This window comes from Amycolatopsis sp., assembly GCF_035276945.1.
GTDB lineage: Bacteria > Actinomycetota > Actinomycetes > Mycobacteriales > Pseudonocardiaceae > Amycolatopsis_E.
In genome coordinates this window covers 58741-82261 of record NZ_DATELF010000125.1, presented here as the reverse complement: position 1 = coordinate 82261, position 23521 = coordinate 58741, and the positions used below count along the sequence as shown (strand labels likewise).

At 69.1% G+C, this 23521-nt stretch carries 19 protein-coding genes, 1 pseudogene and 1 riboswitch; of the genes and pseudogenes, 4 read left to right on the top strand and 16 right to left on the bottom strand.

What is annotated here, in order from left to right:
• Positions 1-131: 131 nt before the first annotated feature.
• The 4 genes and pseudogenes from VJT49_RS22700 to VJT49_RS22685 form a co-directional block, all read right to left on the bottom strand.
• On the bottom strand, positions 132-1166 hold the full coding sequence (locus VJT49_RS22700) for an Ig-like domain repeat protein (RefSeq protein WP_414636065.1): 1035 nt from the start codon (positions 1164-1166) through the stop codon (positions 132-134).
• Positions 1167-1340: 174 nt separating this feature from the next.
• A pseudogene (locus VJT49_RS35395) lies at positions 1341-2216 on the bottom strand (Ig-like domain-containing protein); the annotation flags it as partial.
• Between the two features lie 418 nt (positions 2217-2634).
• Entirely contained in the window at positions 2635-3888 is a 1254-nt protein-coding gene (locus VJT49_RS22690) for an IPT/TIG domain-containing protein (RefSeq protein WP_324166909.1), read from the bottom strand.
• A 183-nt stretch (positions 3889-4071) separates the two neighbouring features.
• Positions 4072-5076, bottom strand: coding sequence for an IPT/TIG domain-containing protein (locus tag VJT49_RS22685; protein ID WP_324166908.1), 1005 nt, complete (start codon positions 5074-5076; stop codon positions 4072-4074).
• Positions 5077-5512: 436 nt separating this feature from the next.
• Here VJT49_RS22685 and VJT49_RS22680 point away from each other — a divergent pair, with 436 nt between their 5' ends.
• Entirely contained in the window at positions 5513-6364 is an 852-nt protein-coding gene (locus tag VJT49_RS22680) for a TIGR03621 family F420-dependent LLM class oxidoreductase (RefSeq protein ID WP_324166907.1), read from the top strand.
• Here the strand turns inward: VJT49_RS22680 and VJT49_RS22675 are convergent, their stop codons facing one another.
• Positions 6365-7441 (bottom strand): hypothetical protein, encoded by a 1077-nt coding sequence (locus tag VJT49_RS22675; protein WP_324166906.1) that lies wholly within the window; start codon positions 7439-7441, stop codon positions 6365-6367.
• A 270-nt stretch (positions 7442-7711) separates the two neighbouring features.
• Between VJT49_RS22675 and VJT49_RS22670 the strand changes: the two genes are divergently transcribed.
• The 3 genes from VJT49_RS22670 (at position 7712) to VJT49_RS22660 (ending at position 9356) form a co-directional block, all read left to right on the top strand.
• Positions 7712-8305 (top strand): 50S ribosomal protein L25/general stress protein Ctc, encoded by a 594-nt coding sequence (locus VJT49_RS22670; RefSeq protein ID WP_324166905.1) that lies wholly within the window; start codon positions 7712-7714, stop codon positions 8303-8305.
• An 8-nt stretch (positions 8306-8313) separates the two neighbouring features.
• Positions 8314-8907: an aminoacyl-tRNA hydrolase gene (gene pth / locus VJT49_RS22665; protein WP_324166904.1), complete on the top strand. Its 594-nt coding sequence runs from the start codon at positions 8314-8316 to the stop codon at positions 8905-8907.
• Positions 8908-9005: 98 nt separating this feature from the next.
• The gene (locus tag VJT49_RS22660) at positions 9006-9356 is read left to right on the top strand and encodes a DivIVA domain-containing protein (protein WP_324166903.1); all 351 of its coding nucleotides are present in this window, start codon (positions 9006-9008) and stop codon (positions 9354-9356) included.
• A gap of 218 nt (positions 9357-9574) precedes the next feature.
• Here the strand turns inward: VJT49_RS22660 and VJT49_RS22655 are convergent, their stop codons facing one another.
• From VJT49_RS22655 to metG, 11 genes are all read right to left on the bottom strand, one after another.
• Entirely contained in the window at positions 9575-11260 is a 1686-nt protein-coding gene (locus tag VJT49_RS22655) for a fatty acyl-AMP ligase (RefSeq protein ID WP_324166902.1), read from the bottom strand.
• A gap of 34 nt (positions 11261-11294) precedes the next feature.
• Positions 11295-11465, bottom strand: coding sequence for a hypothetical protein (locus tag VJT49_RS22650; RefSeq protein ID WP_324166901.1), 171 nt, complete (start codon positions 11463-11465; stop codon positions 11295-11297).
• Positions 11466-11766: 301 nt separating this feature from the next.
• The gene (locus VJT49_RS22645; RefSeq protein WP_324166900.1) at positions 11767-13572 is read right to left on the bottom strand and encodes an ABC-F family ATP-binding cassette domain-containing protein; all 1806 of its coding nucleotides are present in this window, start codon (positions 13570-13572) and stop codon (positions 11767-11769) included.
• Positions 13573-14532 carry a 4-(cytidine 5'-diphospho)-2-C-methyl-D-erythritol kinase gene (locus VJT49_RS22640; protein ID WP_324166899.1) on the bottom strand — a complete coding sequence of 320 codons (960 nt, stop codon included), beginning with the start codon at positions 14530-14532 and terminating at the stop codon, positions 13573-13575. It lies immediately after the preceding gene.
• A 9-nt stretch (positions 14533-14541) separates the two neighbouring features.
• Positions 14542-15111, bottom strand: a complete 570-nt coding sequence (locus VJT49_RS22635; RefSeq protein ID WP_324166898.1) for a helix-turn-helix domain-containing protein — start codon at positions 15109-15111, stop codon at positions 14542-14544.
• A gap of 154 nt (positions 15112-15265) precedes the next feature.
• Complete coding sequence (locus tag VJT49_RS22630; RefSeq protein WP_324166897.1) at positions 15266-16273, bottom strand: methionine ABC transporter ATP-binding protein; 1008 nt, start codon at positions 16271-16273, stop codon at positions 15266-15268.
• 190 nt (positions 16274-16463) lie between these two features.
• A riboswitch (SAM riboswitch) is annotated at positions 16464-16554 on the bottom strand.
• 65 nt (positions 16555-16619) lie between these two features.
• Positions 16620-17648, bottom strand: a complete 1029-nt coding sequence (locus tag VJT49_RS22625; RefSeq protein WP_324166896.1) for an rRNA adenine dimethyltransferase family protein — start codon at positions 17646-17648, stop codon at positions 16620-16622.
• A gap of 37 nt (positions 17649-17685) precedes the next feature.
• Entirely contained in the window at positions 17686-19032 is a 1347-nt protein-coding gene (locus tag VJT49_RS22620) for a ubiquitin-like domain-containing protein (protein WP_324166895.1), read from the bottom strand.
• A gap of 5 nt (positions 19033-19037) precedes the next feature.
• The gene (locus VJT49_RS22615; protein WP_324166922.1) at positions 19038-20444 is read right to left on the bottom strand and encodes a transglycosylase family protein; all 1407 of its coding nucleotides are present in this window, start codon (positions 20442-20444) and stop codon (positions 19038-19040) included.
• Between the two features lie 269 nt (positions 20445-20713).
• Positions 20714-21529, bottom strand: a complete 816-nt coding sequence (locus VJT49_RS22610) for a TatD family hydrolase (protein WP_414636062.1) — start codon at positions 21527-21529, stop codon at positions 20714-20716.
• 150 nt (positions 21530-21679) lie between these two features.
• A complete protein-coding gene (metG, locus tag VJT49_RS22605; protein WP_324166893.1) occupies positions 21680-23479 on the bottom strand; it encodes a methionine--tRNA ligase in 1800 nt (599 codons plus the stop codon).
• Between the last annotated feature and the right edge of the window lie 42 nt (positions 23480-23521).

The window sequence follows — 23521 nt, the reverse complement described above, 5'->3', positions numbered from 1 at the left end:
GTTTTCACCTGAGGTGACCAGGTGTGCCCGCACATAACCGCGGCCACGCCTGGGTTTTGAGCGGCTCGTGAGTGGGAACCGTTGCCGCGGCAGCAATCCCCACTCACGAGCGTGACACCCCTTTCCGCTTCTCAGAGAACCGAGCACTGCCCGGTTCGGACGCCGGCCACCGTGTTCGGCATGCCGTCATTGGTGGGCGGCGGCACGTTGCCGAAGCAGTTCAGGTTTCCGCCGATCTGGTTGGCCTCGATCTCCGTCGCGGTCGCGTTCTCCGGCGGCACCGGGATGGTGGTGGTGTTGTTGTTGATGTTCACCGCACCACCCGTGGTGTTGCCCGAGAACTCCACGAAACCGGTGTTCGAGCTGATGGTCACCTGCCCGTGCAGGTTGTTACCCGGGCAAGGCGGGTTACCGTCGTCACCGGCATCGCCGATCACGATCACCCCGTTCATGCCGGTGACGTTCGTGCTGCCGTTGACCTCACTCGAGCACAGCCGCAGCCCTGTACCACCAGTCGCGGTGAGGCTGCCCAAGATGTGCACACCGTTGGCCTGAAGCGAGCCCGCACCGGAGATCGTCACGTTGCCTTTGATCACCGTGCCCGGAGTGATCGTGGTGGGCGAGGTGATCGTGATGCTGGTGTTGACCGTGCCGCTGATCGTGTTGCCGCCCGACACGTTCACCGTGACGGTGCCGGTCGACGTGCCACAGGTGGCCGTGCCGCCGAACGCCGCCGAGATGACGTGGGTGCCCCCGGTCAGCCCGTTGACGGTCAGCGTCGCGGTGCCCGTCGGGCCGCCCACCACGGTCGCGGTGCCCAGGACGTTGCCGGTGGTGGTGTCGGTGAAGGTCACCGTGCCACCCGCCGGGCTGCCCGTCGAGCAGGTCACCGTCGCGGTCAGGACCACCGGCTGACCGAAGGACGGGTTCGCCGGGGAGGCCGAAACCGTCGTGGTCGAGGTGCCGATCGGGCCCGCGTTGACCGTGACCGTGCCGGTGCCGGTGGACGCCGTACAGTCCGCCGTGCCGGCGAAGGCGGCGGTGACGGTGTGCGGGCCAGTTGTGGCGAATACCACACCAGGTAGCGTCGCCGTCCCGGTGGGCGGGCCGCCCACCACGGTCGCCGTGCCCAGCGTGGTGGCGGTGGTGGTGTCGGTGAAGGTCACCGTGCCACCGGCCGGGTTACCACCCGTGGTGCAGGTCACCGTCGCGGTCAGCGTGGTCGGCGTGCCCACCGTCGTGGCCACCGCGGGAACCGTGGTGGTCGACGTGGCCAGCGTGGTCACCGTCGTGGTCGCGAAGGAAGCCGCGCAGGTGGGCGAGCCGTTGTACACCGCGGTGATCGTGTGTGGCCCGGGCGTGCCAGGCGTGAACGAGGTCGTGACCGTGGCCGGCGAGCCGGTGGTCGGGACCGTGTTGATCAGGGTCACACCGTCGAAGAACGACACCGAGCCACCGGTCGTGCTGCCCGTGGCACACGTGACGACCGCGGTCAACGTGGTCGGCGAACCGACCGCCACGGGGTTCGGCGCCGCGGAAACGGTGGTGGTGCTCAGGCCCAGCGGGATGATGGTCTCGGTCGTGGTACCCGTCGCACCCGCGCAGTTCGGGTTCGTGCTCGTGTACACGGCCGTGATCGTGTGCCCGCCAAGCGGGACGCCGAAGGTGACCGGCGGAATGGTGAACGTCCGCGTGTCGGTACCGGGACCGGCCGTACCCACCGCGTCGGTGCCCAGAACGGTCGCCGTGGTGGTGTCGGTGAAGACCACCGAACCCGTCGGGTCACCGTCTCCGGTGCAGGTCACCACCGCGGTGAAGGTCACCGGCTGGAGCTGCGTCGCCGGGTTCGGGTTTCCGGTCAGGGTGACCGTGGTAGTGGTCGCGTTGACGGTCACCGGCGAGGAAATCGACGGGCCGCACACCCCGCTCCCGGTATACGTCGCGGTGACTGTGTGGGTGTTCGGTGGTGCTGTGATAGCCGTCGTGGTGATCGACGCCGAAGCGACACCGCCGACCGGGCCGCCAAGCACCGCACTGCCCAGGAAGACCGGGGCCCCGGTGGTGTCGAAGAAGTTCACCGTCCCGGTCGGGTTGAGGATCCCCCCGCCAGGGCAGGTGACCGTCGCGGTGAAGGTCACCGCGGTGCCCGACGGTGCCGTGCTCGGTACCGCGACCAACGTGGTGGTGGTCGTCGTCTGCGCGTTGGCGATGTTCATCGCCGGCGCGACGAACGCCATCATCCCGGCGAGCGCGACGACAAGTACGCCGACGCGCCGCATCAACAATGGATAAGAGACTTTCAACTGCCCTCCTCGGGCTATTGGTGAACACTGCAGATCTACCGGTCGACCGGTGGACCGACCACGATTCTTACGGCGTTTCCGCGCGAACCGACAACCGTCACCAGAGCAACACGACCCCTTTGGGGAGACGATTCACCCCCAGGGACGGCTACCCTCTGCCGACAGCAAACCCGACCGTCCACTGAACGAATGAAATACCGCTGGTCGAGTAACACCGCTCGTTACCCACTGCGCGTAACGCGACACCCCTTTCCATTGCAAAAAATTGTCCGTGGATCGGATGTCAATGAATTCACGTTGTTGTCTCCCGATCCGGTGACCGCCGTTTGGTTCAACTGCCCGGCGCGGCGACGTAGGTGTAGGTCACACCGGCGCTGGTGCCGCCCGGTGTGGTGACCGTGACGGCCACCGGGCCGGCGGCTCCGGGGGGCGCCTGCGCGACGATCTGGGTGCCGGAGACGACCGTGAACGGCGCGGGCGTGGCACCGAACCGGACCGCGGTGGCGAACGTCGGGTTCGCGCCGGACAGGGTGACCGCGTTCCCGCCGGCCGTAGGTCCCTGGTTGGGGGTCAGGCCACTTACCGTGGGCCCGCTCAGGTAGGTGTACGCGCTGGACGCGCTCGTCGAACTCACACCTCCCGGCGTCGTGACCGTGACCTGCACCGCGCCGGTGCCCGCCGGGGCCACCGCGGTGATCTGGTTGTCGGAGACGACCGTGAACGACCCCGCCGAGGTCGCACCGAAAACCACGGCGCTCGCACCGGTGAAACCACCGCCGGTGATCGTGACCGTGTCGCCGCCGGACAACGGTCCCTGGTTCGGCGCGACCGCCACGACCGCGGGCTGCACGAGATGGAAGTACGACACGCCATTGCTCGTGCCCGACATCGTCGTGACCGTGACCTGGACCGGACCAGGCTGGTTGCCGCCCGGCACCGTCACGGTGATGTGGCTCGAATCCACCACGGTGAACGAGGCCGCCGCTACGGCGCCGAACGTCACCGCGACCGCCCCCGTGAAGCCGCTGCCGGTCAGGGTGACCGTGTTGCCGCCGGGCAACGGTCCCTGTTCGGGAGAGATCGAGGTGACCACCGGTGTCGGAACATAGGTGTACGACACCGAGTTGCTGGTGCCGGACAAGGTCGTCACGGTGACCGGAACGGTCCCGCTGCCGGCCGGGGCGACGGCGACGATCTGGGTGCTCGACACCACGGTGAAGGCGGCCGCGTTCGCTCCGAATCGGACGGTCGTGACATTCGAGAAGTTGGTGCCGGCCAGGACCACCGTGCTGCCACCGGCTGCCGGACCCGACGTAGGGTTCAAACTGGTCAGGATCGGGGCGGGCACATAGGTGTAGGGCAGGGAGTTGCTGGTGCCCGCTACGGTGGTCACGTTCACCTGCACGGTTCCGGCGCCCGGCGGGGCGAACGCGTTGACCTGGGTGTTCGATACGCCCACAAAGGACACCGCACTCGCTCCGAAGTGGACGGACGTGGTACTGGCGAGCCCGGTGCCCGTGACGACGACCTGGTTGCCGCCGCTGGTCGGACCGCTGGCGGGATTGAGGTTGGTGATGGTCGGCATGCATTCTCCTCCTACCCCCTGGTTGTTCCCGGGCCAGTACGGTCTTTGATCCGATGTGGCGCCGTGGGAGCGCGGCAAGGCGAGCGCGAACCGCGCCCCCACGGCTTTTTCACCCCCGGGATCGATGAGTACCGGGGAGGCGCGGGCCGGTCGCAGCCGGCCCGCGCGGACCACCTCCCCGGATCAGCCTCCCGGCGGGGTCTGGAAGGTGAAGGCGCCGGTCGCGGTCGCGCTGCCGCCGGTGGTCGTGACCACGACATCCACGGTGCCCGCCGCGTGAGCGGGTGTGAGCACCGCGACCGTGCTGTCGTCGATCACCCCGAACGCCGCGGGGGTGCCGCCGAAGGTGACTCCGGAGGTCGCGGTGAATCCGGTGCCGGTGATGGTCACCGTGTCACCACCGTTGGTGCTACCGGTGGTGGGCGCGACGCCCGTGACCGTCGGCGCGGCGACATAGGTGAAAGTCAGCCCGTCCGTGCTGCCACCGGGCGTGGTCACCACGACCGAGGCGTTGCCCGCGGTGCCGGCCGGAGTGGTCACCGTGATCGAGCCCGCGTTGTTGGCGGTGATGGTGCCCGCTGTGCCGCCGACGGTCACCGAGCTGGCGTTGGCCAGGTTGCTGCCGGTGATCGTGGTCGAGGTGCCGCCCGCGGTCGGCCCCGAGGTCACGCTCAAGCTGCTTTTGGTCGGCGGTGAGACGTAGAAGAAGTTCGACGGAGCGCTCGTGCCACCTGGCGTGGTGACCGTGACCCCGACCACCCCGCTGCCCGCCGGGCTGACCGCCTGCACATGTGTGCCGGAGATCTGCGTGAACGATGCGGCGTTCTTGGTACCGAACTTCACCGCGGTGGTATTGGCCAGGTTGCTGCCGTAAATGTCCACCGTGGTCCCGCCGGCCGTGGTCCCGCCGGTCGGCGCCAGGGTCAGGCCGGTGGTGTAGGTGTAGTCGATCGGCGCGCTGCTGCCGTCGGCGTTGGTCACCGTGACCGGGAATGGCCCGGCGGCATGAGCCGGTGCGGTCGCGGTGATCTGCGTGTCGGAGTTGATCGTGAACGTCGCCGTGTTGCCGTTGAAGTTGACCGTGGTGACGGCCGGGGTGTTGAAGTTGGTTCCGGTGATGATGACGGGGTTACCGCCTGCCGTCGTGCCGGAACTCGGGTTGAGGTTCGTCACAGTGGGGACAGCCATCGCTGTTTCTCCATTCGTACCGGTTTGCGCCTGCTGCGCGTGCCCCTTGCCCCTGCGCGAGAGATCGTCATTTGCCGGGACGAGGTGGTACTCCGGTCCGAGGAGTGCACCCTCAGGTCACGGTTCCCAACGTAATGAGCCGTTAACGGTTCCACATCGGCTGTCCCGGTTCACCCCTGCCGCTTTCCGGGTGTTTCGGGCCGATCCGGTACGCAGCAAGGAAAACCGCGAAGGCGGGTGATAACACACCGACCCAAAATGTGCCGAAGCCGCGCGCGCGACGGCCGTCCGGGTGACGGGTGCTCTCGTCCGCACTAGCCGGCTCCGTGAAACAGCCCGAGAAAGGAGTAGACGGGAGCACCAACCAGGGAACGGGTGAGTCCGCCGACAGCGAACGGTGCGGCGGAAAGCACGGCCCGTGACATACCTTGCCGCCATGGGCAAATTCCGCTTCGGCGTGAACCTCTGGTTCGTGGAAGGGCCCAGCCAGTGGGCCGCGAAATGCCACCGCGCCGAGGAACTCGGCTACGACGTGCTGAGCGTGCCCGATCACCTCGGCCGGCTCGCGCCGTTTCCCGCGCTGGTGACCGCCGCCGCGGTCACCGAGCGAACCCGCGTCGGGACACTGGTGCTCGACACGCCTTTCTACAACCCCGCGCTGCTGGCCCGTGACGTGGAAACCACGATCCAGATCACCGGCGGCCGGTTCGAACTCGGCCTGGGCGCGGGAATCGTGAAGGCGGAGTTCGACGATGCCGGCCTGCCGTGGCGCCCGGCCGGGGAACGCATCGCCTATCCGGAGAGCACGGTCACCGAACTCCGGCGCAGGCTCGGCGATCTGCCGCGGTTGCTGATCGCGGGCAACAGCGACGGCGTGCTCGAGTTGGCCGCCAGGCAGGCCGATATCGTGGGCTACGCCGGCCTGAAACACGTTTCCGGCAAGCCGCCCGGCACCTTCGCCCTGGCGTCGCCGGACGAGCTCGGCGACCGGGTTTCCTTCGTCCGCAAGCACGCCGGCGGCCGGGAACTCGAGCACAACATGCTCATCCAGCACGTGGTCGTTGCCGAAAATCCCCGCCCAGAACTGGAAAACTGGGCGGCGGACCTGCCGGTTCCCCACCGCACGGAGGAGTTGCTGGCGGCCCCGCAGATTCTCGCGGGAACCGTCGACGAGATCGCCGAACGCCTGCACGAGCACCGCGATCGTTTCGGCTTCGGCTACATCACTGTTTTCGAGCCCTTCCTGGAGACCTTCGCCCCGGTCATTTCCGCGCTGCGGGGCGAATAGTCAGCCGAGTTCCGTGGCCACTTCCCGCCGCAACCGGTCAATGTCCACAATGGCCACTGGTTCGGCGGTCACCGCCGGCTGGGCGATCACCCGGGTGTAGCCGGCCTTTCTCGGCAGCTCGAACCTGACCGCACAGACGATCGCGGCCGGCTCGTTCACCGCCACCACGACCTCCTGCACGCAGCTGCGCGTGCCGAGGTCGGCGGAGTTCACCGCCGCGGTCAGCACCAGCCGCACCCCGGTGTCGGAAGCGCCGCCGACGAGCTGGTGCCGGACCTGCACGGTGTCGGTGCACAACCCGTCCGGGTCACAGCTCAGCTCGTTGGCCGTGACGCTCGCGGCCACCACCGGACCGGCGACGAACGGCTGCCCGAGGCCCGAGATCGCGCCATCGAGGCTCGACCGCAAGTCGGCGAGCCCGCCGCCGGACAGACCGTCCACACTGATCACGCCCGCGCCGAAGGAGTCTTCGACCGGCTGCCCGAGCAGCTCGGGCGCGACGTCGGCGACCCGGTGCGGCGCCACCGCGGTCACCCGCAGACCGTTGACCTCGAAGACGGCCGTGCCGTCCGGCAGCGTCGCGCGCACCGGCCTGGCCTGGGCGGGCAGGCGTTCCCGGAGCGTGCGCGCCACGGCCGCGGGGTCCAACAGCCGCGGATCGAGGAGCGGCACGCCTCCGTCGACGCGGACCCAGCGTGCGCCGTACTCCCCGGCCCGCTCGGCGGGCATCCCCTGTTCCCGCCAGTAGTCCGCGTGCGCCCGCAGGAACACCGAGCCACCCACACGGACGATTCCCACCTGCTCGCCCCGGATCGGCAGCACTCCTTGTGCCAGCCCGTTCCTGGTCACGGTCAACCTGGCTAAGGGGGTCTGGGGGCCTGTTCCCAGACGGGGATCTGGGGGCAAGCCCCCGGAAGGCACCGCGGAAACCTGGTACGCGACGGCGGTCTGGTCGGCGAGCGCGTCCAGCGCCTGTTCGACGGCAGTTCGCGGATCGGGCGGCGGCGGAGAATCCGCCACACAGCCCGACAGCAAGAACATCACCATCACCAGTGGAACCCGGACACCCCCAGCCACACCAGCTTCCTACGCGCCTGGGCCACCCACCGCAACTCGCCGCGGCCATGGGACTGGGCCGGGGGTGCAACCCCCGGACGGCGAAGCTGTGAGCGGGTGCTTACACTGAACAGGTTGTCTCGGCGAGGCGGGCTCCACGCACCCTCAGGTGCCCCGCGTGATCGACGCGGCGGCTTGAGTGGCCCCGCGCTTTGCACGCTTGCGGAACTCGCCGCCGCCAGGCACCGCCGACCTGATTCGCAGTCGTCAGTCCTGAAGGAGAGCAAGACCGTGTCCGAGGTACGTCTGTCCGTCGAACCGCGCACCGAATTCGGCAAGGGCGCCGCGCGCCGCACCCGTCGTGCCGGAAAGATCCCGGCCGTGCTGTACGGCCACGGGACCGATCCGCGGCATCTGGCGCTGCCCGCGCTCGAGTTCGCCCGCGTCATCCGGGAGAACGGCAGCAACGCCGTGCTCACCCTGGACGTGGACAACACCAGCGAGCTCGCGCTCACCAAGACCATCACCGTGCACCCGTTGAAGAACTACATCGAGCACGTCGACCTGCTGGTCGTCAAACGTGGCGAGAAGGTCACCGTGGACGTGCCCGTGGTCCTCACCGGTGAGGCCGGCCCCGGCACCCTGGTCCGCCAGGATTTGGACACCATTTCCGTCGAGGTCGAGGCGCTGCACATCCCCGAGCAGTTCGGGGTTTCGATCGAGGGTGCCGAGCCCGGCACCCAGATCCTTGTCTCGCAGGTGAGCCTGCCCGCCGGGGCGAACCTGCTGACCGACCCGGGAGCCCTGGTCGCCGGCGTCAACGAGGCCCCGACCGCGGCCGAGGGCGAGGAGCCCGCCGGCGAGGCCGAGGAAGAAGCCGAGTAGTTCTCGGCATGACTGCGGATCTTCCCGGGGCCGGCGAGCAGGTGCTGCTCGTCGGCCTCGGCAATCCTGGACCGCGCTACGCCGGAAACCGGCACAACGTGGGTTTCATGGTCGTGGACGAGCTCGCCGCGCGCCTCGGCGGGAAATTCAAGGCGCACAAGGGCGGCGCGGAGGTGCTCGAGGGGCGACTGGCCGACCGGCGTGTGGTGCTGGCCAAGCCGCGTTCGTTCATGAACCTCTCCGGTGGCCCGGTCGCCGGAACCGCCAAGTTCTACAAGATCGAGCCAAGCGGGATCGTGGTCGTGCACGACGAGCTGGACCTGCCGTTCGGCGCGCTGAAGCTGAAGCTCGGCGGCGGCGACAACGGCCACAACGGGCTCCGCTCGATCACCAGGTCGCTGGGCACCAGGGAGTACTTCCGGGTGCGTTTCGGCATCGGGCGCCCGCCCGGCCGGCAGGACCCGGCCGACTTCGTGCTCAAGGACTTCTCGACCCCGGAGCGCAAGGAACTCGCCTTCGAGGTTGACCGGTGTGCCGATGCCGTCGAGGCACTCATCGGCAAAGGGCTGACGGCGGCCCAGAACATCTTCCACGCTCAGTGAGATTTTTGTCACTCACAGGCGTAACAAATTCCGCTCGTTCGAGTCGATACCCCCGCGCTCACCTTTCCCCCGAGATCGGCCGCGACTAGGACCAAGACATGTCCTACACCGCGAAAGACGTCTACGGCATCGAGTTCGCCAACGCCCCCATCGGCCGGCGGGGCTATGCCAAGAACGAGGTCGACCAGTTCGTCCTGCGTATCGCGAAGACCCTCGCCGACGAGGACGACCTCACGCCCGCCGAGGTTCACCACGTGATGTTCGGCAAGCCGCTCCTGGGTCGCCGCGGCTACGACGAGCGCGAGGTCGACGCCTTCCTCGACGCCGTCGAGGAGCAACTGGCCGCCCGCTTCGGTCAGCCGCAGCCGCTGCCGACGGCGCGGGAGGAGTTCCAGGCCATCGAACGCCTGTCCACCGTCGCCAAGCCCGATTCCGTCGAGCAGAGCTGAGCCTGGCGGGACTCACCCGACCCGAAACCCCGACTCACCCGACCCGAAACCCCGACTCACCCGACCCGGAAGCCCGACTCACCCGACCCGAAAGCCCGACTCACCCGACCCGAAAGCCCGACTCACCCGACCCGAAAGCCCGACTCACCCGACCCGGAAGCCCGACTCGCCCGACGCGAAAGCCCGACTCGGGTGTCGCGGGAGCCCGACTCGCGGGATCAGTGGGCGACGGCGTTGATGCGGTCGGCGAACTGGGTGGCCGTGGCGGCGCGCTTGACCTTGCCGGAGGGCGTCTTCGGCAGGCTTCCGGCGGGCAGCACCACGACGGCGAACGGCCGGAGATCGACGGCGTCCCGGACCCGGGCCGCGACCTCCTTCGTCAGCGCTCGCTCGGCCTCGGCATCCCCGGCCAGCTTCGACTCGAGTACCACGGCGAAGCGTTCGCGCCGGGTGCCCGCATCGATCCGGACCGCCACCGCGTTCCCCGCGCGCACCCCTTCGACCGAGGTGACGGCGCGCTCGATGTCGGTCGGGTAGATGTTGCGGCCGCCCATGATGATGACGTCCTTGCGGCGGCCGCAGATCACGATCTGCCCGTCGATCAGGTAGCCGAGGTCGCCGGTGGCGAGCCAGCCCTGCTCATCCTGGGTTTCCACCGGGCCGTCCACGGTCAGGTAGCCCGGCGTCACCGCCTCGCCGCGCAGGCGGATCTCGCCGACCCGGCGGTCGCCGAGCCGTTTTCCGTGCTCGTCGACGATTTCGGCTTCCAGCCCGTCGAGCGGGCGGCCGAGCACCGCGAAGGAACGGACCGCGTCCGTGCCTCGCCGTGGGTCGCCCTCGGGCACCGGGACGGCGCGGTTGCCGGCCTCGAGTGCCTCGGCCTCCACGAAGTCCAGGGTCAGCCCGGTGAACAGCGGTGCGAAGGACACTGCCAGTGTCGCCTCCGCCATGCCGTAGGCGGGAAAAACGCATTCCGGCCGCATCCTGAACCGGGCACCCGCCTCGGTGAACACCCTCACCGCGGCCTCGTCGATGGGTTCGGCGCCGTTGAGCGCGATCCGCAGCGTCGACAGGTCGAAGGCGCCGTCGTCGTCGACCCGTGCCATCCGCCGGCCGACCACCGCGTAGGCGAAGTTCGGCGCGGCGATCGTGGTCGCGCGGTACTTGCTGATCAGCCGCGGCCAGATCAGCGGCCCGGACAGGAACTCGACGGGGGTGATCTTGACCAGCTCCACACCGAAGGTCATCGGCACGGTGAGGAAACCGACCATGCCCATGTCGTGGAAGGTGGGCAGCCAGGAGACCATGACGTCGACCTCGGGCCGGAACTCCGCCCGGTCCACCATCGCCTTGATGTTGGAATACAGGTTTCCGTGCGTGATCCGGACGGCCTTGGGCTCGGCGGTCGACCCGCTGGTGAGCTGGAGCAGCGCGAGATCGTCCTCACCGGCGGGCACCGGCGCGTCGATCGGCTCGGCCGCCAGGAGTTCGTTGATCATGCGGAAGTCGATGCCGTGCTCGGTGAGCACCGGGGCCAGCGCGTCGAACGGCTCGCCGAGCAGGACCAGGCCCGAGCCGATCATGCGCAGCACCTTGACCGTGTCCGCGGCCCAGACGGCGAGATCGGTCCGCTGGGTCGGCTGGTGCAGCATGGTCACGCTGCCGCCGGCCAGCCACACCGCCTGCACGGTCGGCGCGATCAGCGCGGGCGCCGCGGCCAGCACGGCGACCGCGCCACCGGGAGCCAGGCCGCCCGCCACGAGAGCGCCCGCCATCCGCCTCGCCTGCTCGTGCACTTCCGCCCAGGTCCGGCGAACCGGCTCCGTCGTCTCCCCGGTGACCATCCCACGCAGTCGACCGCCCGCCCCCGCCGTCGCGACGAGCGTGTCCACGAACTTACTCACGTGGCTTACCTTAGCGACGAGTGCGGACACCGGCTCAGGCGCGCGCGGTGGCCCCGACCAGCAGAGCCCCAGCGGTCAGCGCCAGGACGGCCAGGACCGCCGCCGTCGCCACGGACTGGGCGAACAGCGCCACGCCGATGGCGGCGGGTGAGGCGCGGGCGACCTCGGTGAGCAGGTAGGGCACCAAGAAGTTCAGCGCCGCCACGCCCCTTCCTGCCAAATCGAGGGCCAGGAAGCGCGACCAGTGCGACGTCCAGCACGGTCGCGTCGCCGAGCAGCCGCGGTCCCGGCCCGTCCCGCGACCACAGCGGGCCGCCGTAGACACTCGCCGATCAGCGCGTGCCGGAAGGAATACCCATCACCGTCCACAATGAACACTTTGGCGTCCCCTCCGCCGGAATTTCATCCGCAGGGAACAGAAACGGATCCTCAGTGACTTCGGGAGACCGGTCTTCCCACTGTCCACAACAGCCTCGGCGGACATTCCCGGCTCAGCCGGCCCCCGCTCACTCGACCAGCTCTGACGTCTCCAGCCAGCGCGCCTCGACGTCTTCCTTCTCGGCCAGCACCGCCTTCAACTCGGCGCCGAGTTCCACGAGCTTGTCCGGGTTGGTGGCGTTGGCCGCAAGCTGGTCATGCAGCTCGGTCTCCCGCTTGTGCAGGACGTCCAAGCGCCGCTCCAGCCTCCCCAGCTCCTTCATCGCCGCCCGGTGCTCCGCCGCGATGGACTGCCGCGCAGGCTGCTTCGGCTGTTCCACGGTCGATTGCCGCGCTGCCAGGCGCCGTTCCAGATACTCGTCGATACCGCCGGGAAGGTGGGTGACGCGGCCGTCACCGAGGAGTGCGTAGACCGCGTCGCACACGCGCTCGACGAGATACCGGTCGTGCGAGACGACGACCATCGTGCCCGGCCAGGAGTCGAGCAGATCCTCCAGTTGCTGCAGGGTCTCGATGTCCAAGTCGTTGGTGGGCTCGTCTAGCAGCAGCACGTTGGGCTCGGCCATCAGCAGCCGCGCGAGCTGTAACCGGCGGCGCTCACCACCGGAAAGATCCTCCACCGGCGTCCACTGCCGGGCCGCGGGGAAGCCGAGCTTCTCGGCGAGTTGGGACGCGGAAAGCTCCTGCTTGCCCAGCACCACTCGCCCGGCGACCTGCTCGACCGCCTCCAACAGGCGCAACTGGCCAGTGTTTTGCGGGACGCTCGCACCCGGTCGGCGCACTTCGCGCGCGCTTCCTCCGAGTTCCTCCAGTTCCTGGGAAAGATGCGCCAGCCGCACGGTCTTGCCCTGAATTCGCTTGCCGGACAACGGTTCCCCTTCACCGGCCAGCAGCCGCAACAAGGTCGTCTTGCCCGAACCGTTGACGCCGACCAGACCGATCCGGTCCCCGGGGCCGATTCGCCAGGTGACCTTGTCCAGCACCGGCTTCTCGCCGGCCCGCAACGTCACGTCTTCCAGCTCCAGCACGGTCTTTCCGAGCCGGCGGCGGGCGAAGGCGGTCAGCTCTACGGAGTCGCGAGGCTCGGGCACGTCCGCGATGAGGGCTTCGGCGGCCTCGATCCGGTAGCGCGGCTTCGACGTGCGCGCCTTCGCTCCCCGTTGCAGCCAGGCGAGTTCCTTGCGGGCCAGGTTGCGCCGCTTCTCCTCGGCGCTTGCCGCGAGCCGGGCCCGTTCCGCGCGCGCGAAGATCCAGTCCGCGTAACCACCCTCATACTGCTCGACCCGACCCTCCGCGACCTCCCAGGTCCTCCCGCACACCGTGTCGAGGAACCACCGGTCGTGCGTGACCACCACGACCGCGGCCCGCCGCGCCAGCAGATGATCGGCCAGCCAGCGCACGCCCTCGACGTCGAGGTGGTTGGTGGGCTCGTCCAGCACGATCAGGTCGAGGTCGCCGACCAGCGCGGCGGCCAGCGCGACCCGGCGCCGCTCGCCGCCGGACAGTTCGGTGGTCCGGGATTCCAGGCCGAGCGCGGTGATGCCCAGACCATCCACAATGGACCGCACGCGCGGGTCGGCCGCCCACTCGTGCTCGGCCGAGTAGTGGGAGAGCACGGCGTCACGGACCGTGCCGGCGGGCAGGTCGGTGCGCTGGGTGACCACGGCGATCCGCAGATCCCGCACCCGGCTCACCCGCCCCGAGTCCGGTTCGGCGATCCCGGCCAGCACCTCCAGCAACGTCGTCTTGCCGCCACCGTTGAGACCCACCACGCCGATCCGCTCACCTTCGGCCACGCCGAGCGAGACCTCGTCGAGCAGTGGCTTCACGCCGTAGGACTTGCTGACCGCCTCGAGATTGATCAAGTTGGCCATTTATGCGTGCACCTGCGGAGGCGTCGGGCGGTGGCTGTCATCGGTGCCGACGATTCGCGCGCCGGGGACCGGGCCGTGGGCGACCCGGACCGTCCGGCACACCCCGGCACCCGCGAGTTCGGCCGCGACCTCCAGTGCCGACTCCGCGTCGGTACACAGGAACGCGCACGTCGGCCCGGAGCCGGAAACCGTGCCCGCGAGCGCACCGGCGTTCACGCCCGCACGCAAGGTCCTCCGCAGCCCTGGCCGCAGCGACACGGCCGCGGCCTGCAAGTCGTTGCCCAGGAGCAGAGCCAGCTGCCGTGGATCGCCGGAGGCGAGCGCTTCCACGACCGGCGCGTGCGAGGAGACCCGCGGCGGGTTCCCGGACTCGCGGAGCTGGTCCAGTTCCTTGAAGACGCGTGGTGTGGACAGGCCGCGCTCGTCGAAGGCGAGTACCCAGTGGAACGTGTGCCGGGACAGCACGGGCACCAGTTCCTCACCCCGCCCGGTGCCCAGCGCGGTGCCGCCGTAGAGCGCGAACGGCACGTCGCTGCCGAGCTTGGCGGCGATCTCCGCCAGTTCGTCCCGCCCGATGTCCAGCTTCCACAGCGCGGAAAGCGCGACCAGTGTCCCGGCCGCGTCCGCGCTGCCGCCCGCCATGCCCCCGGCAACCGGAATTCCCTTGCGCAGCACCACCCGCACCTTGGGATCGACCCGGCCGACATGGGCGGCAAGCGCCTCCACCGCGCGCCAGGCGAGGTTGTCCGGGCCGGTGGGCACGGCGTCTTCCCCCTCGCCGTGCACCTCGACGCCGGACTCGTCGGCGACCGCCACGGTGACCTCGTCGGTCAGCGACAGCGCCTGGAAGACGGTCGTCAGCTCGTGGAATCCGTCCTCCCGCAGGTCACCGACCGAAAGGTGCAAGTTGATCTTCGAGGGCACCCTGACCGTGACGGGCGGTGGTACGACGGCTAGCACGCCCCAAGCCTACGTGGCCCGATCAACCTTCCGCCCGCGAGGAGAAGCAAGTTCCAGCGCCACGTCCAGCGCGACCTCGCCCCGCCGCTCGTCCGCCAGCACCTCCGGATTGTTCCCGATGACCAGCGCCATGAGCGCCAACCGGGCCCTGAGCTGGGTCGATGGGTCCTGCTCGCCGGCGGAGATGACCTCGAGCACGGCCGTCATCCGCTCCGCGAGCGGGTTGCCGACGTGCAACTCCTTGAGCGTGGGCTGGTTCTCCTGGATGAACTGCCACAACCGGACGAAACTGCCCTCGACCAGCTTGGCGACGCGGCGGAGCAGTTTTTCGCGGATCCGCGCCGGATCGTCCTGTGCCCGCACCCACTCCAGGATTTCGTCCAGTGAGACGGCAAGATCCTCGAACAGGCTGGCGACGATGTCTTCCTTGGTCTTGAAGTGGTAGTACAGCGCCGCCTTGGTGACGTTCAGCTTTTCCGCTATCTCGCGCAGTGACGTCTTCTCGTAGCCCTGTTCGGCGAACAGGGCTAGCGCGACCTGCTGGATCCGCTCCCTGGTGTCGCTGCGCCGCCCCGCCATCACACGGACCTTCCTCCAGGACGTTCTCAAAACTTACTTGACGACCGGCTAGTTCCAGCTTACCTTACGGCTGGCCACTTAACTTGCCGGCCGACAGGCGTGACCCTCGCGTGAAAAGGCGCCGCCCGCGCTCGGGGGCGGCGCTTTTCGCGTGTCAGGCGGCGACAGACCTGGGAACGGCGGGAGTCGGGCTGACGTGAGCGCCGTGGTCTTCGATCCAGGAGAGTGCCCCGTCCGCCTCCTGCCCACGGACGCCGACGCGGAGGTGCGCGACCGGGGTGTCGCCGACCCGCGTCAGGCCGCCGCCGATGGTGGCCAGCTCGACGTCGAACCGGCTGGCCGCCTCCGGCAACAGGGCACCGACCGCGGCGAAACCGATCAACACCACATCGACCGTGCGGTCGTACCGTGCCGCGTACCCCCTCGGCGTCTCGATCGCCGGGAGCACCGTGCGCGCGGTCTGGCTCGCCGGGTCGGTCAGGAGATCGAGCACCGTGCCCTGCTCGACGAGCCGCCCCTCCTCCAGCACGCTGACCTCGTCGCAGACTCGCCGCACCACGCTGCCGTCCTGGGTGGCCAGCAGCACCGTCACGCCGAGCTCGGCCCGGGCCCGGTCCAGCACGGTCAGCACCGCGCCGGACTCCTCCCGCTCGAGGCCCGCGGTCGGGTCGTCGGCGAGGAGCACGGCGGGGCCGGCGGCCAGTGCCCGGCCCACCGCGACTTTGCGGCGCTGTCCCTCGGTCAGCTCGCTCAGCCGCTGCGTGGCCCGCCGGGTCAAGCCGGTGAGGTCGAGGATCCGGCCGACCCGGCTGCGCCGCTGCGGGCCGTCCACACCGAGCTGTTCCAGCGGTGCGGCCACGTTTCCGGCCACCGTGCGCTCGGCGTGCAACTGCGCCGGGTTCAGCACCGCCAGTTGCCTGCGCACCTCGCGCAGGCGCCGGCCGTCGAGGCCCGCGGTATTCAGTCCGTCCAGCCGGACGACGCCGCGATCGGGTTTCTCCTGCAGTGCGATGCACCGGGCAAGGGTGGACTTGCCCGCCCCGGCCGCGCCGAGCACGCCGTGCAGTGCGCCCGCGCTGACTTCGATGCTCACCTCACGCAGCGCCAGCACCGGCGCTTCCTTGCCGGGAAAGGATTTGGTCAGGTTTTCCACAGTGATCACGAGAAGGCTCCACAAAGACAGGCGCCGCCGCTTTCCGGGGGCGCCAACCGTCACCGAATAAATCTGTCCAGAATGGACAGTGCGAAACAGGCTCAGTCAGAAGAAGACGGTCAGCCGCGACACGCACAGACTGTGCGACGGCACTCGTCCACGACTCGGCGCCGGGTGAGCATCGTGCGGAACACAGGATCCTCCATCGATCCTGGCGTTAGCACCTGCCCCGAAGGGAGTGGTTGCTGCGACTTCGGCGAGCCAGGTCTCTCAGTCGCTCGGGATGGATACGTGAAGAGTAGAGCCGATTTCACATCCTGGGCGCAAGGTTTAAGGCGCAGATCACAGCCCAGGATCACACGGATGGCCGCAGGTCCGCACGCTGTGCGATTTGCGCAAATTCTTTTACGCCCAACTGCTCACCTCGCGCGCCCGGATCGACGCCGGCCGCCCGCAGTAGCTCACCCGCCCGGTCAGCCGAACCCGCCCACGAAGCCAGCGCGGCCCGTAGCGTCTTCCTACGTTGTGAGAAAGCCTTGTCGATCAAGGAGAACACCAGATCCCGGTCCACACCGGAGATCTCGGGCATGCGCTCGAAGGACACCAGCGCGGAATCCACGTTCGGCACCGGCCAGAACACCGAGCGTGGCACGGACGCCACCCGTCGCGCCTGCCCGTACCAGGCGAGCTTGACGCTCGGCACGCCGTAGACGCGGCTGCCCGGCCGCGCCGCCATCCGATCGGCGACCTCGGCCTGGACCATGACCAATCCGCGCCGTACCGACGGCAGTTCGGCGAGCAGATGCAACACCACCGGCACCGCCACGTTGTACGGCAGGTTCGCGACGAGGGTGAAGGGGGTCTGGGGGCTTGCCCCCAGCGGGGGCGTGGGAGCCGCGCCCCCACAGGACACAGCGGTCTGGGGACTCGCCCCCAGCGTGGGCGTGGGAGCCGCATCCCCACAGGACACAGCGGTCTGGGGACTCGCCCCCAGCGGGGGTCCGGGGGCCGCATCCCCAGAAGGCACAGGCGGCGCGAGCAGGTCGGCCGCGCGCAGGCGAAGTGCGTCCTGGGCCAGCACGGTCAGCCGGGACGCGGCCTCGGGGGCGCGATCGGCGACCGTCACGGGGAGCCGGTCGGCCAGCGCGGAGTCGATCTCCACGGCCGAAACTCGCGCTCCCGCGGCGAGCAGTCCCAGCGTCAGCGAACCGAGTCCCGGCCCGACCTCCAGCACATGATCATCGGGACCGACCCCGGCGAGTTCGACGATCCGGCGAACGGTGTTGGGATCGTGCACGAAGTTCTGGCCGAGTTTCTTCGTCGGCCGGACGTCCAGCTCGGCGGCCAGCCCACGGATCTCGGCGGGCCCGAGCAACTGTGTCACGCCCGCGACCCTACCTTCTGCGGAAGGGGCCCAGCACTCAGGAAAGGTCAAGGTTGCGGCTGCACGAGGGCCAGGCGCTGTAGCCGCCCCGGGCCGACTTGATCCTCTCGGCGACCGAGATCTGCTGCTCACGGCTCGCCTTGTCCGCGGTGGGTGCGTAGTCGGTGCCGCCGTAGGCGCTCCAGGTGCCCCGGTCGAACTGGAGGCCACCGTAGTAACGGCCGTTGTTCGCCGCCCAGTTCCCGCTCGCCTCGCACCGCGCGAGCTGGTCCCAAACGGAACCGCCCGCGGTGATCGACCGTTTGGTGCCGACCCGGATGACCTTCGGCGTGGCCGGGGTCAGCACCTGGACCGACAGCTGCACGCGGCCGGTCTCCCTGCCGTTCTTCTTGGTGACCCGGTAGGTGAGGAGTTGCTTACCCGGTGTGCCCTGATCGTCCACGACCTGCTGGCCCGAGGCCAGGTTCGGGTCGTTGGTCCGCTGCACGGGCGGGTCGACATCCTCCTGCTGGCTGATCACCGAGACACCGGTGCGGCTGATGTGTACCTCGGCGTTGTCGGTCAGCTTGACGTCCAGACCACCTTCCACGGCATCGTCCGGACCGAGGGAAACGTTTTGCTGGGTGAGAAAGTCCGCGACGCTGATCGCGGTCGTCGTCACCTGGCGTGGGGCGGTGTCCCCGTCGTAGATCGTGACGTGTTTGGGCGTGCGTACCTCGACGGTCGCGCCCTCGAGCCCCAGCTTCAGGTCCTGCGGCGCGGAGAACCATGTGCCCTGCCCGAACTTCCCGGCCAGGCCAAGCTGCGCCAGCGCGTCCCGCAGAGTCGCCGAGCGGACCCACGCCTCGCGTGCCACGCCGTCCACGACCAGATCGAGTTTGCGGCCGCGCTCCAGTTTGATGACCCCGCCGTCGCCGACCGGCGTCCGAGGCGAGGGGGACAGCGAGTCGTGCTCGCCCACCGTCACGCCGGCGTCCTTGAGCACCTCGCCCACCGTGCCGCCGAAACTGTGCAAGGTCTGCTGGCGCCCGTCGACATCGACGGTGACGCTCTTGTTCATGGCCAGCGCCGCCGCGCCGCCACCGGTGATGCTGATCAGCAGCGCCAGTACCGAACCCCGGAGGAACCGCCGCTTCCACGCCTTGACGGGCGATTCCTCGCGGACCGGCTCCCCGTCCACGGCGGGCGCGCGTGGTGGGACCAGCGCCGGGAGCACCGTGGTCTCGGCGTTGATGAGCCTGAGCAGTTCACCGACGCCGACCTCGGCCATCAACGCGTCGGCATCCGGGCCGAGTACGGCGCGCACGTCGTGCTCGGTGATCGCCAGATCGTCTGAGAAATCCCAGTCCGCAGGCGTCGGCCAGGCGATCACGGCCGGCGCCACGGGTCTCAAGCCACCCCGATCTTCTTGGAGCACACCGGCCACGCGCCCCAGCCCTGGCCCTGCTGAACCTTTGTCGCGATCGCGATCTGCTGTTCACGGCTGGCCTGGTAGGCGTGCTGCGCGTACTGGCCACCGCCGTAGGCGAGCCAGGTCTGGTTCGTGAACTGCACGCCGCCCTCGAAGCCGTTGCCGGTGTTGGCGGCCCAGTTCCCGCTGGACTCGCACTGCGCGAGCCTGTCCCAGAGCGCGCCGTTGGCGACGTCGGGCTGCTTGGTGCCGACCCGCACGATCTTCGGCTTGGGCGGGGTGAGCACCTGGACCGACAGCTGTACGCGGTCGGTCTCCTTGCCGTTCTTCTTGGTGATCCGGTAGGTCACCATCTGGGTGCCCGGCGTGCCCGGGTCCTGTACGACCGTCTTGCCCGCGTCCAGCGTGTCGTCCTCGACCTGCTGGACCGGCGGTGCGATGTCCTCCTGCTGGGTGATCACCGAAACGCCGGTGCGGCTGATGCGCACCTCGGCGTTGTCGGTCAGCTTGACGTCCAGACCACCCAGGAGCTCGTCGTCCGGGCCGAGGCTGAGGTTCTGGTCCTTGATGAAGTCGCCCGCGGTGACGGCGGTGCTGGTGACCTGGCGGGGCGCGGCGTCGCCGTCGAGGACGGTGACGTGCTTGAGGGTGTGGACCTCGACGGTGGCGCCATCGAGCGGCAGGGGCGCGTTCTCTGGCAGGGAGAACCAGCTGCCCTGCGGGAACTGCCCGGTGAGGCCGAGCTGGTCGATGGCCTCCTGCAGGCTCGTCGCGCGGACCCACGATTCACGCGCCACACCGTCGACGACGAGGTTGAGCTTGCGGCCGCGCTCGAGCTTGATGACGCCACCGTCACCGACCGCCGCCTGAGGCGACGGGGACAGCGCGTCGTGCTCGCCGACGGTCAGGCCGGCGTCCTTGAGCACCTCGCCGACGGTCTTGCCGAAGCTGTGCACGGTCTGCTCGTGCCCGTCGACGTCGACCGTGACGCTCTTGTTCATCGCCAGGGCCGCGGCGCCACCACCGGTGATGCTGATCAGCAGGGCCAGGACCGAGCCGCGGAGGAACCGCCGCTTCCAGGTCTTGACCGCGGAGACCAGCGCCCGCTCGGGCTGTTCCGCCGCCTCGCCGGATGCCGTGCGGTCCGCGGACGCCTCGTCCGGGATGACGATCGCCGGCAGCAGCGTGGTCTCGGCGTTGATCAGGCGGATCAGCTCGTCGACATCGACGTCGGCCTCGGTCATCAGGTCGTCGGCGTCCGGGCCCAGGACGGCACGGATGTCGTGCTCGGTGATCGCGAGGTCGTCCGAGAAGTCCCAGTCTTCTTCGGGGCTCGGCCAGTCAAGCGTGGCGACTCGGGCACTCGTGGTGGAGAACCAGTTCACGGTGTCGTCGAGGCGCGTGTGAGCCTGTCTACTACCAGTCACAGCAGGTCGATCCCTTTCGCACTAGCGGCATCCACGCCCATGTCATCCCCGATCCCGACCTGCACTGACACGGCTGTGGCCGTTCCGGCGTTCACTCCACTCCGAGTAACCCTCCGGCACGATCACGGGACAGTAACGGACCCGGCCGGGTTGCGCAAACACCCCCCGAAATCTAGTGGCCTTCGTCACTCATCCACCCGGAGCAATCCTCGTGGTACGCCCGTCACTCAGGGGAGCCGATACACGGTCTCGGCGTTCTGGCAAGCCGCCAACGCGACCTCTTCGACGCTCTGTCGGCGCAGCTCAGCCAGGTACCGCACGGTGTAGGCGGCGCAGTACGGCTCATTGGGCCTGCCACGGAACGGATGCGGGGTGAGGAAGGGAGCATCGGTTTCCACCAGAAACCGGTCCGAAGGGACCAATTTCGCGGCCTCGTGCAGCGCCCGCGCGTTCCGGAAGGTAACCGTGCCCGCGAAGGACAGCACATATCCGGCGTCGACGCACCGGCGCGCGATCTCGGCGTCGCCGGAGAAGCAGTGGAACACGACGCGGTCCGGTGCGCCCTCCTCGTCCAGGATGCGGAGGACGTCCTCGTGCGCGTCGCGGTCGTGGATCATCAGTGGCTTGCCGACCCGCTTGGCGAGGTCGATATGCCAGCGGAACGCCTCCTGCTGGGCCTCGTGCGGCGAGTAGTCCCAGTAGTAGTCCAGACCGGTCTCGCCGACCGCCACCACTCGCTCCTGGCGGGCCAGGCGCTCTACTTCGGATTGTTCCGTGGCCCCGAAGTCCTTGGTACGGGTGGGATGGATCGCGGTCGCGGCGAACACCCGCTCGTCCCAAGTGGACGCTTCGGCGGCCCAGCGGGCGGCGGCCAGATCGTCCGCGACCGTCACCACGCGAGTCACCCCGGCGGCCTCGGCGCGGTCGACCATGGCGGTCACGTCGGCCGCGGAGACCGCGCCACAGGCGTCCAGATGGGTATGCGCGTCGACCACCGGCACCGGCAGCCGGTCCGGCACCGGCGGCCTCGGCTTCTCACTCACCAACTCCCCTTCCGTTCGACCCGAACACAGAACTCGCACGCGTCCCACGCGGGACTCGCACGCGCCCGACGCGGGACTCGCGAGGCGTGCGCGAGTCCCACGTTGGCGTACCGCAAGTTCTGCGTTCGAGGTGCGGGGTCTGCCGGTGGGTCAGGCGATGGGGGCCCAGTCGGGGCCGGTTTCGCCGAGCTTCGGGTCCAGCTTGGCGAACAGCGGGGTCGGCTTCTCCAGGGGACGGCCGACCTCGATCGGCGTGGACTCCCATCGGGCCTGCTCCGCGGCGTAGTCGCCGGTCAGGATCGGGTTGATCCGGCCATCGATGTCCAGGTCCTCGACCTCGCTCAACTCGGGCTGCGCCGCCCACACGCCCGAGCCGCCGAGCGCCTCGTGCACCTTCTGGGCAGCGTGCGGCAGGAACGGCGTCAGCAGCGTGTTCGCGTCCGCGACCACCTGCAACGCGGTGTGCAGCACGCTGTCCCGGCGTGCGGTGGCCTCCGCGTCGTCCTTGAGCTTCCACGGCTCCTGATCCGACAGATACCTGTTCGCCGCCGTGACCACGCGCATGGCCTCGGCCGCCGCCAGCTTGAACCGGGACCGCCGAAGGTGGCCGCCCGCCGTCTCGAATGCCTTCCGGGACAGGGCCTTGAGCTCCTCGTCGGCCGGGTCCGGCCGGGCAGGAGCCGGGATCGCGCCGTTGTTCTTGTAGGCCATCGAAATGGACCGGTTGACCAGGTTGCCCCACTCGTTGGCCAGCTCGAAGTTGGTCCGCCGGACGAACTCGTCCCAGGTGAAGTCCGTGTCCTGGGTTTCCGGGCCGGCCACCGAAATGAAATAGCGCAGGGTGTCCGGGCCGAAGTCGCGCAGGAAGTCGTGGACGTAGATGACCGTGCCGCGCGAGGTGGAGAACTTCGAGCCGCTCATGGTGAGGAACTCGCTGGAGACGATCTCGTCCGGCAGGTTGAGCCGCCCGTACGGGCCGGGTTCGCCGCCGCGATCGCCCTCGCCGTTGTGGCCGAGCAGCAGTGCCGGCCAGATCTGGGCGTGGAAGGTGATGTTGTCCTTGCCCATGAAGTAGTAGGTACGGGCGTCGGGGTTGTTCCACCATTCCTGCCAGGCGTCCGGCCGCCCCGATCGCCGCGCCCACTCCACACTCGCCGAGAAGTACCCGATCACCGCGTCGAACCAGACGTAGAACCGCTTGAGCGGCTGGTCCCGCCAGCCGTCCAGGGGGATCTTCACGCCCCAGTCGAGGTCACGGGTGATCGGCCGGGGCCGCATGTCGTCGATCAGGTTCCGGGTGAAGTTGAGCACGTTGGGCCGCCAGTCGGTCTTCGTCGACAGCCACTTGCCCAGGGTTTCGGTGAACGCGGGCAGGTCGAGGAACAGGTGCTCGGTCTCGACGAACTTCGGCGTCTCGCCGTTGATCCGCGACCGCGGGTTGATCAACTCGGCGGCGTCGAGCTGGTTGCCGCAGTTGTCGCACTGGTCACCGCGGGCGCCTTCGTAGCCGCAGATCGGGCAGGTGCCCTCGATGTACCGGTCGGGCAGGGTACGGCCGGTGGACGGGCTGATCGCACCGGTGGTGGTCCTCGGGACCACATACCCGTTGCGGTGGAGGGCGAGGAAGATCTCCTGCACCACGTGGGCGTGGTTGCCGGTGGTGGTGCGGGTGAACAGGTCGTAGGACAGGCCGAGGCCCCGCAGGTCCTCGCCGATCTGGCGGGCGTACTTGTCGGCGGTCTGCTGCGCGGTCAGCCCCTCCTTGTCCGCCTGGACGGTGATCGGGGTGCCGTGCTCGTCGGTTCCGGACACCATGAGCACCCGGTTGCCGGCCATTCGCTGGTAGCGCGAGAAGACGTCCGACGGGACGCCGAAACCGGACACGTGGCCGATGTGGCGGGGGCCGTTGGCGTACGGCCAGGCCACCGCCGTCAACACGGGGATACTCATGCTTTATTAGCGTACGGACATCGCCACAACGGTTTTCAACCG

What these genes read in the sequence shown, in the direction of transcription:
- VJT49_RS22690 (WP_324166909.1), bottom strand. Translation starts at nt 3,888, where the DNA reads ATGCCGACCATCACCAACCTCAATCCCGCCAGCGGTCCGACCAGCGGC.
- VJT49_RS22685 (WP_324166908.1), bottom strand. Translation starts at nt 5,076, where the DNA reads ATGGCTGTCCCCACTGTGACGAACCTCAACCCGAGTTCCGGCACGACG.
- VJT49_RS22680 (WP_324166907.1), top strand. Translation starts at nt 5,513, where the DNA reads ATGGGCAAATTCCGCTTCGGCGTGAACCTCTGGTTCGTGGAAGGGCCC.
- pth (WP_324166904.1), top strand. Translation starts at nt 8,314, where the DNA reads ATGACTGCGGATCTTCCCGGGGCCGGCGAGCAGGTGCTGCTCGTCGGC.
- VJT49_RS22660 (WP_324166903.1), top strand. Translation starts at nt 9,006, where the DNA reads ATGTCCTACACCGCGAAAGACGTCTACGGCATCGAGTTCGCCAACGCC.
- VJT49_RS22645 (WP_324166900.1), bottom strand. Translation starts at nt 13,572, where the DNA reads ATGGCCAACTTGATCAATCTCGAGGCGGTCAGCAAGTCCTACGGCGTG.
- VJT49_RS22635 (WP_324166898.1), bottom strand. Translation starts at nt 15,111, where the DNA reads ATGGCGGGGCGGCGCAGCGACACCAGGGAGCGGATCCAGCAGGTCGCG.
- metG (WP_324166893.1), bottom strand. Translation starts at nt 23,479, where the DNA reads ATGAGTATCCCCGTGTTGACGGCGGTGGCCTGGCCGTACGCCAACGGC.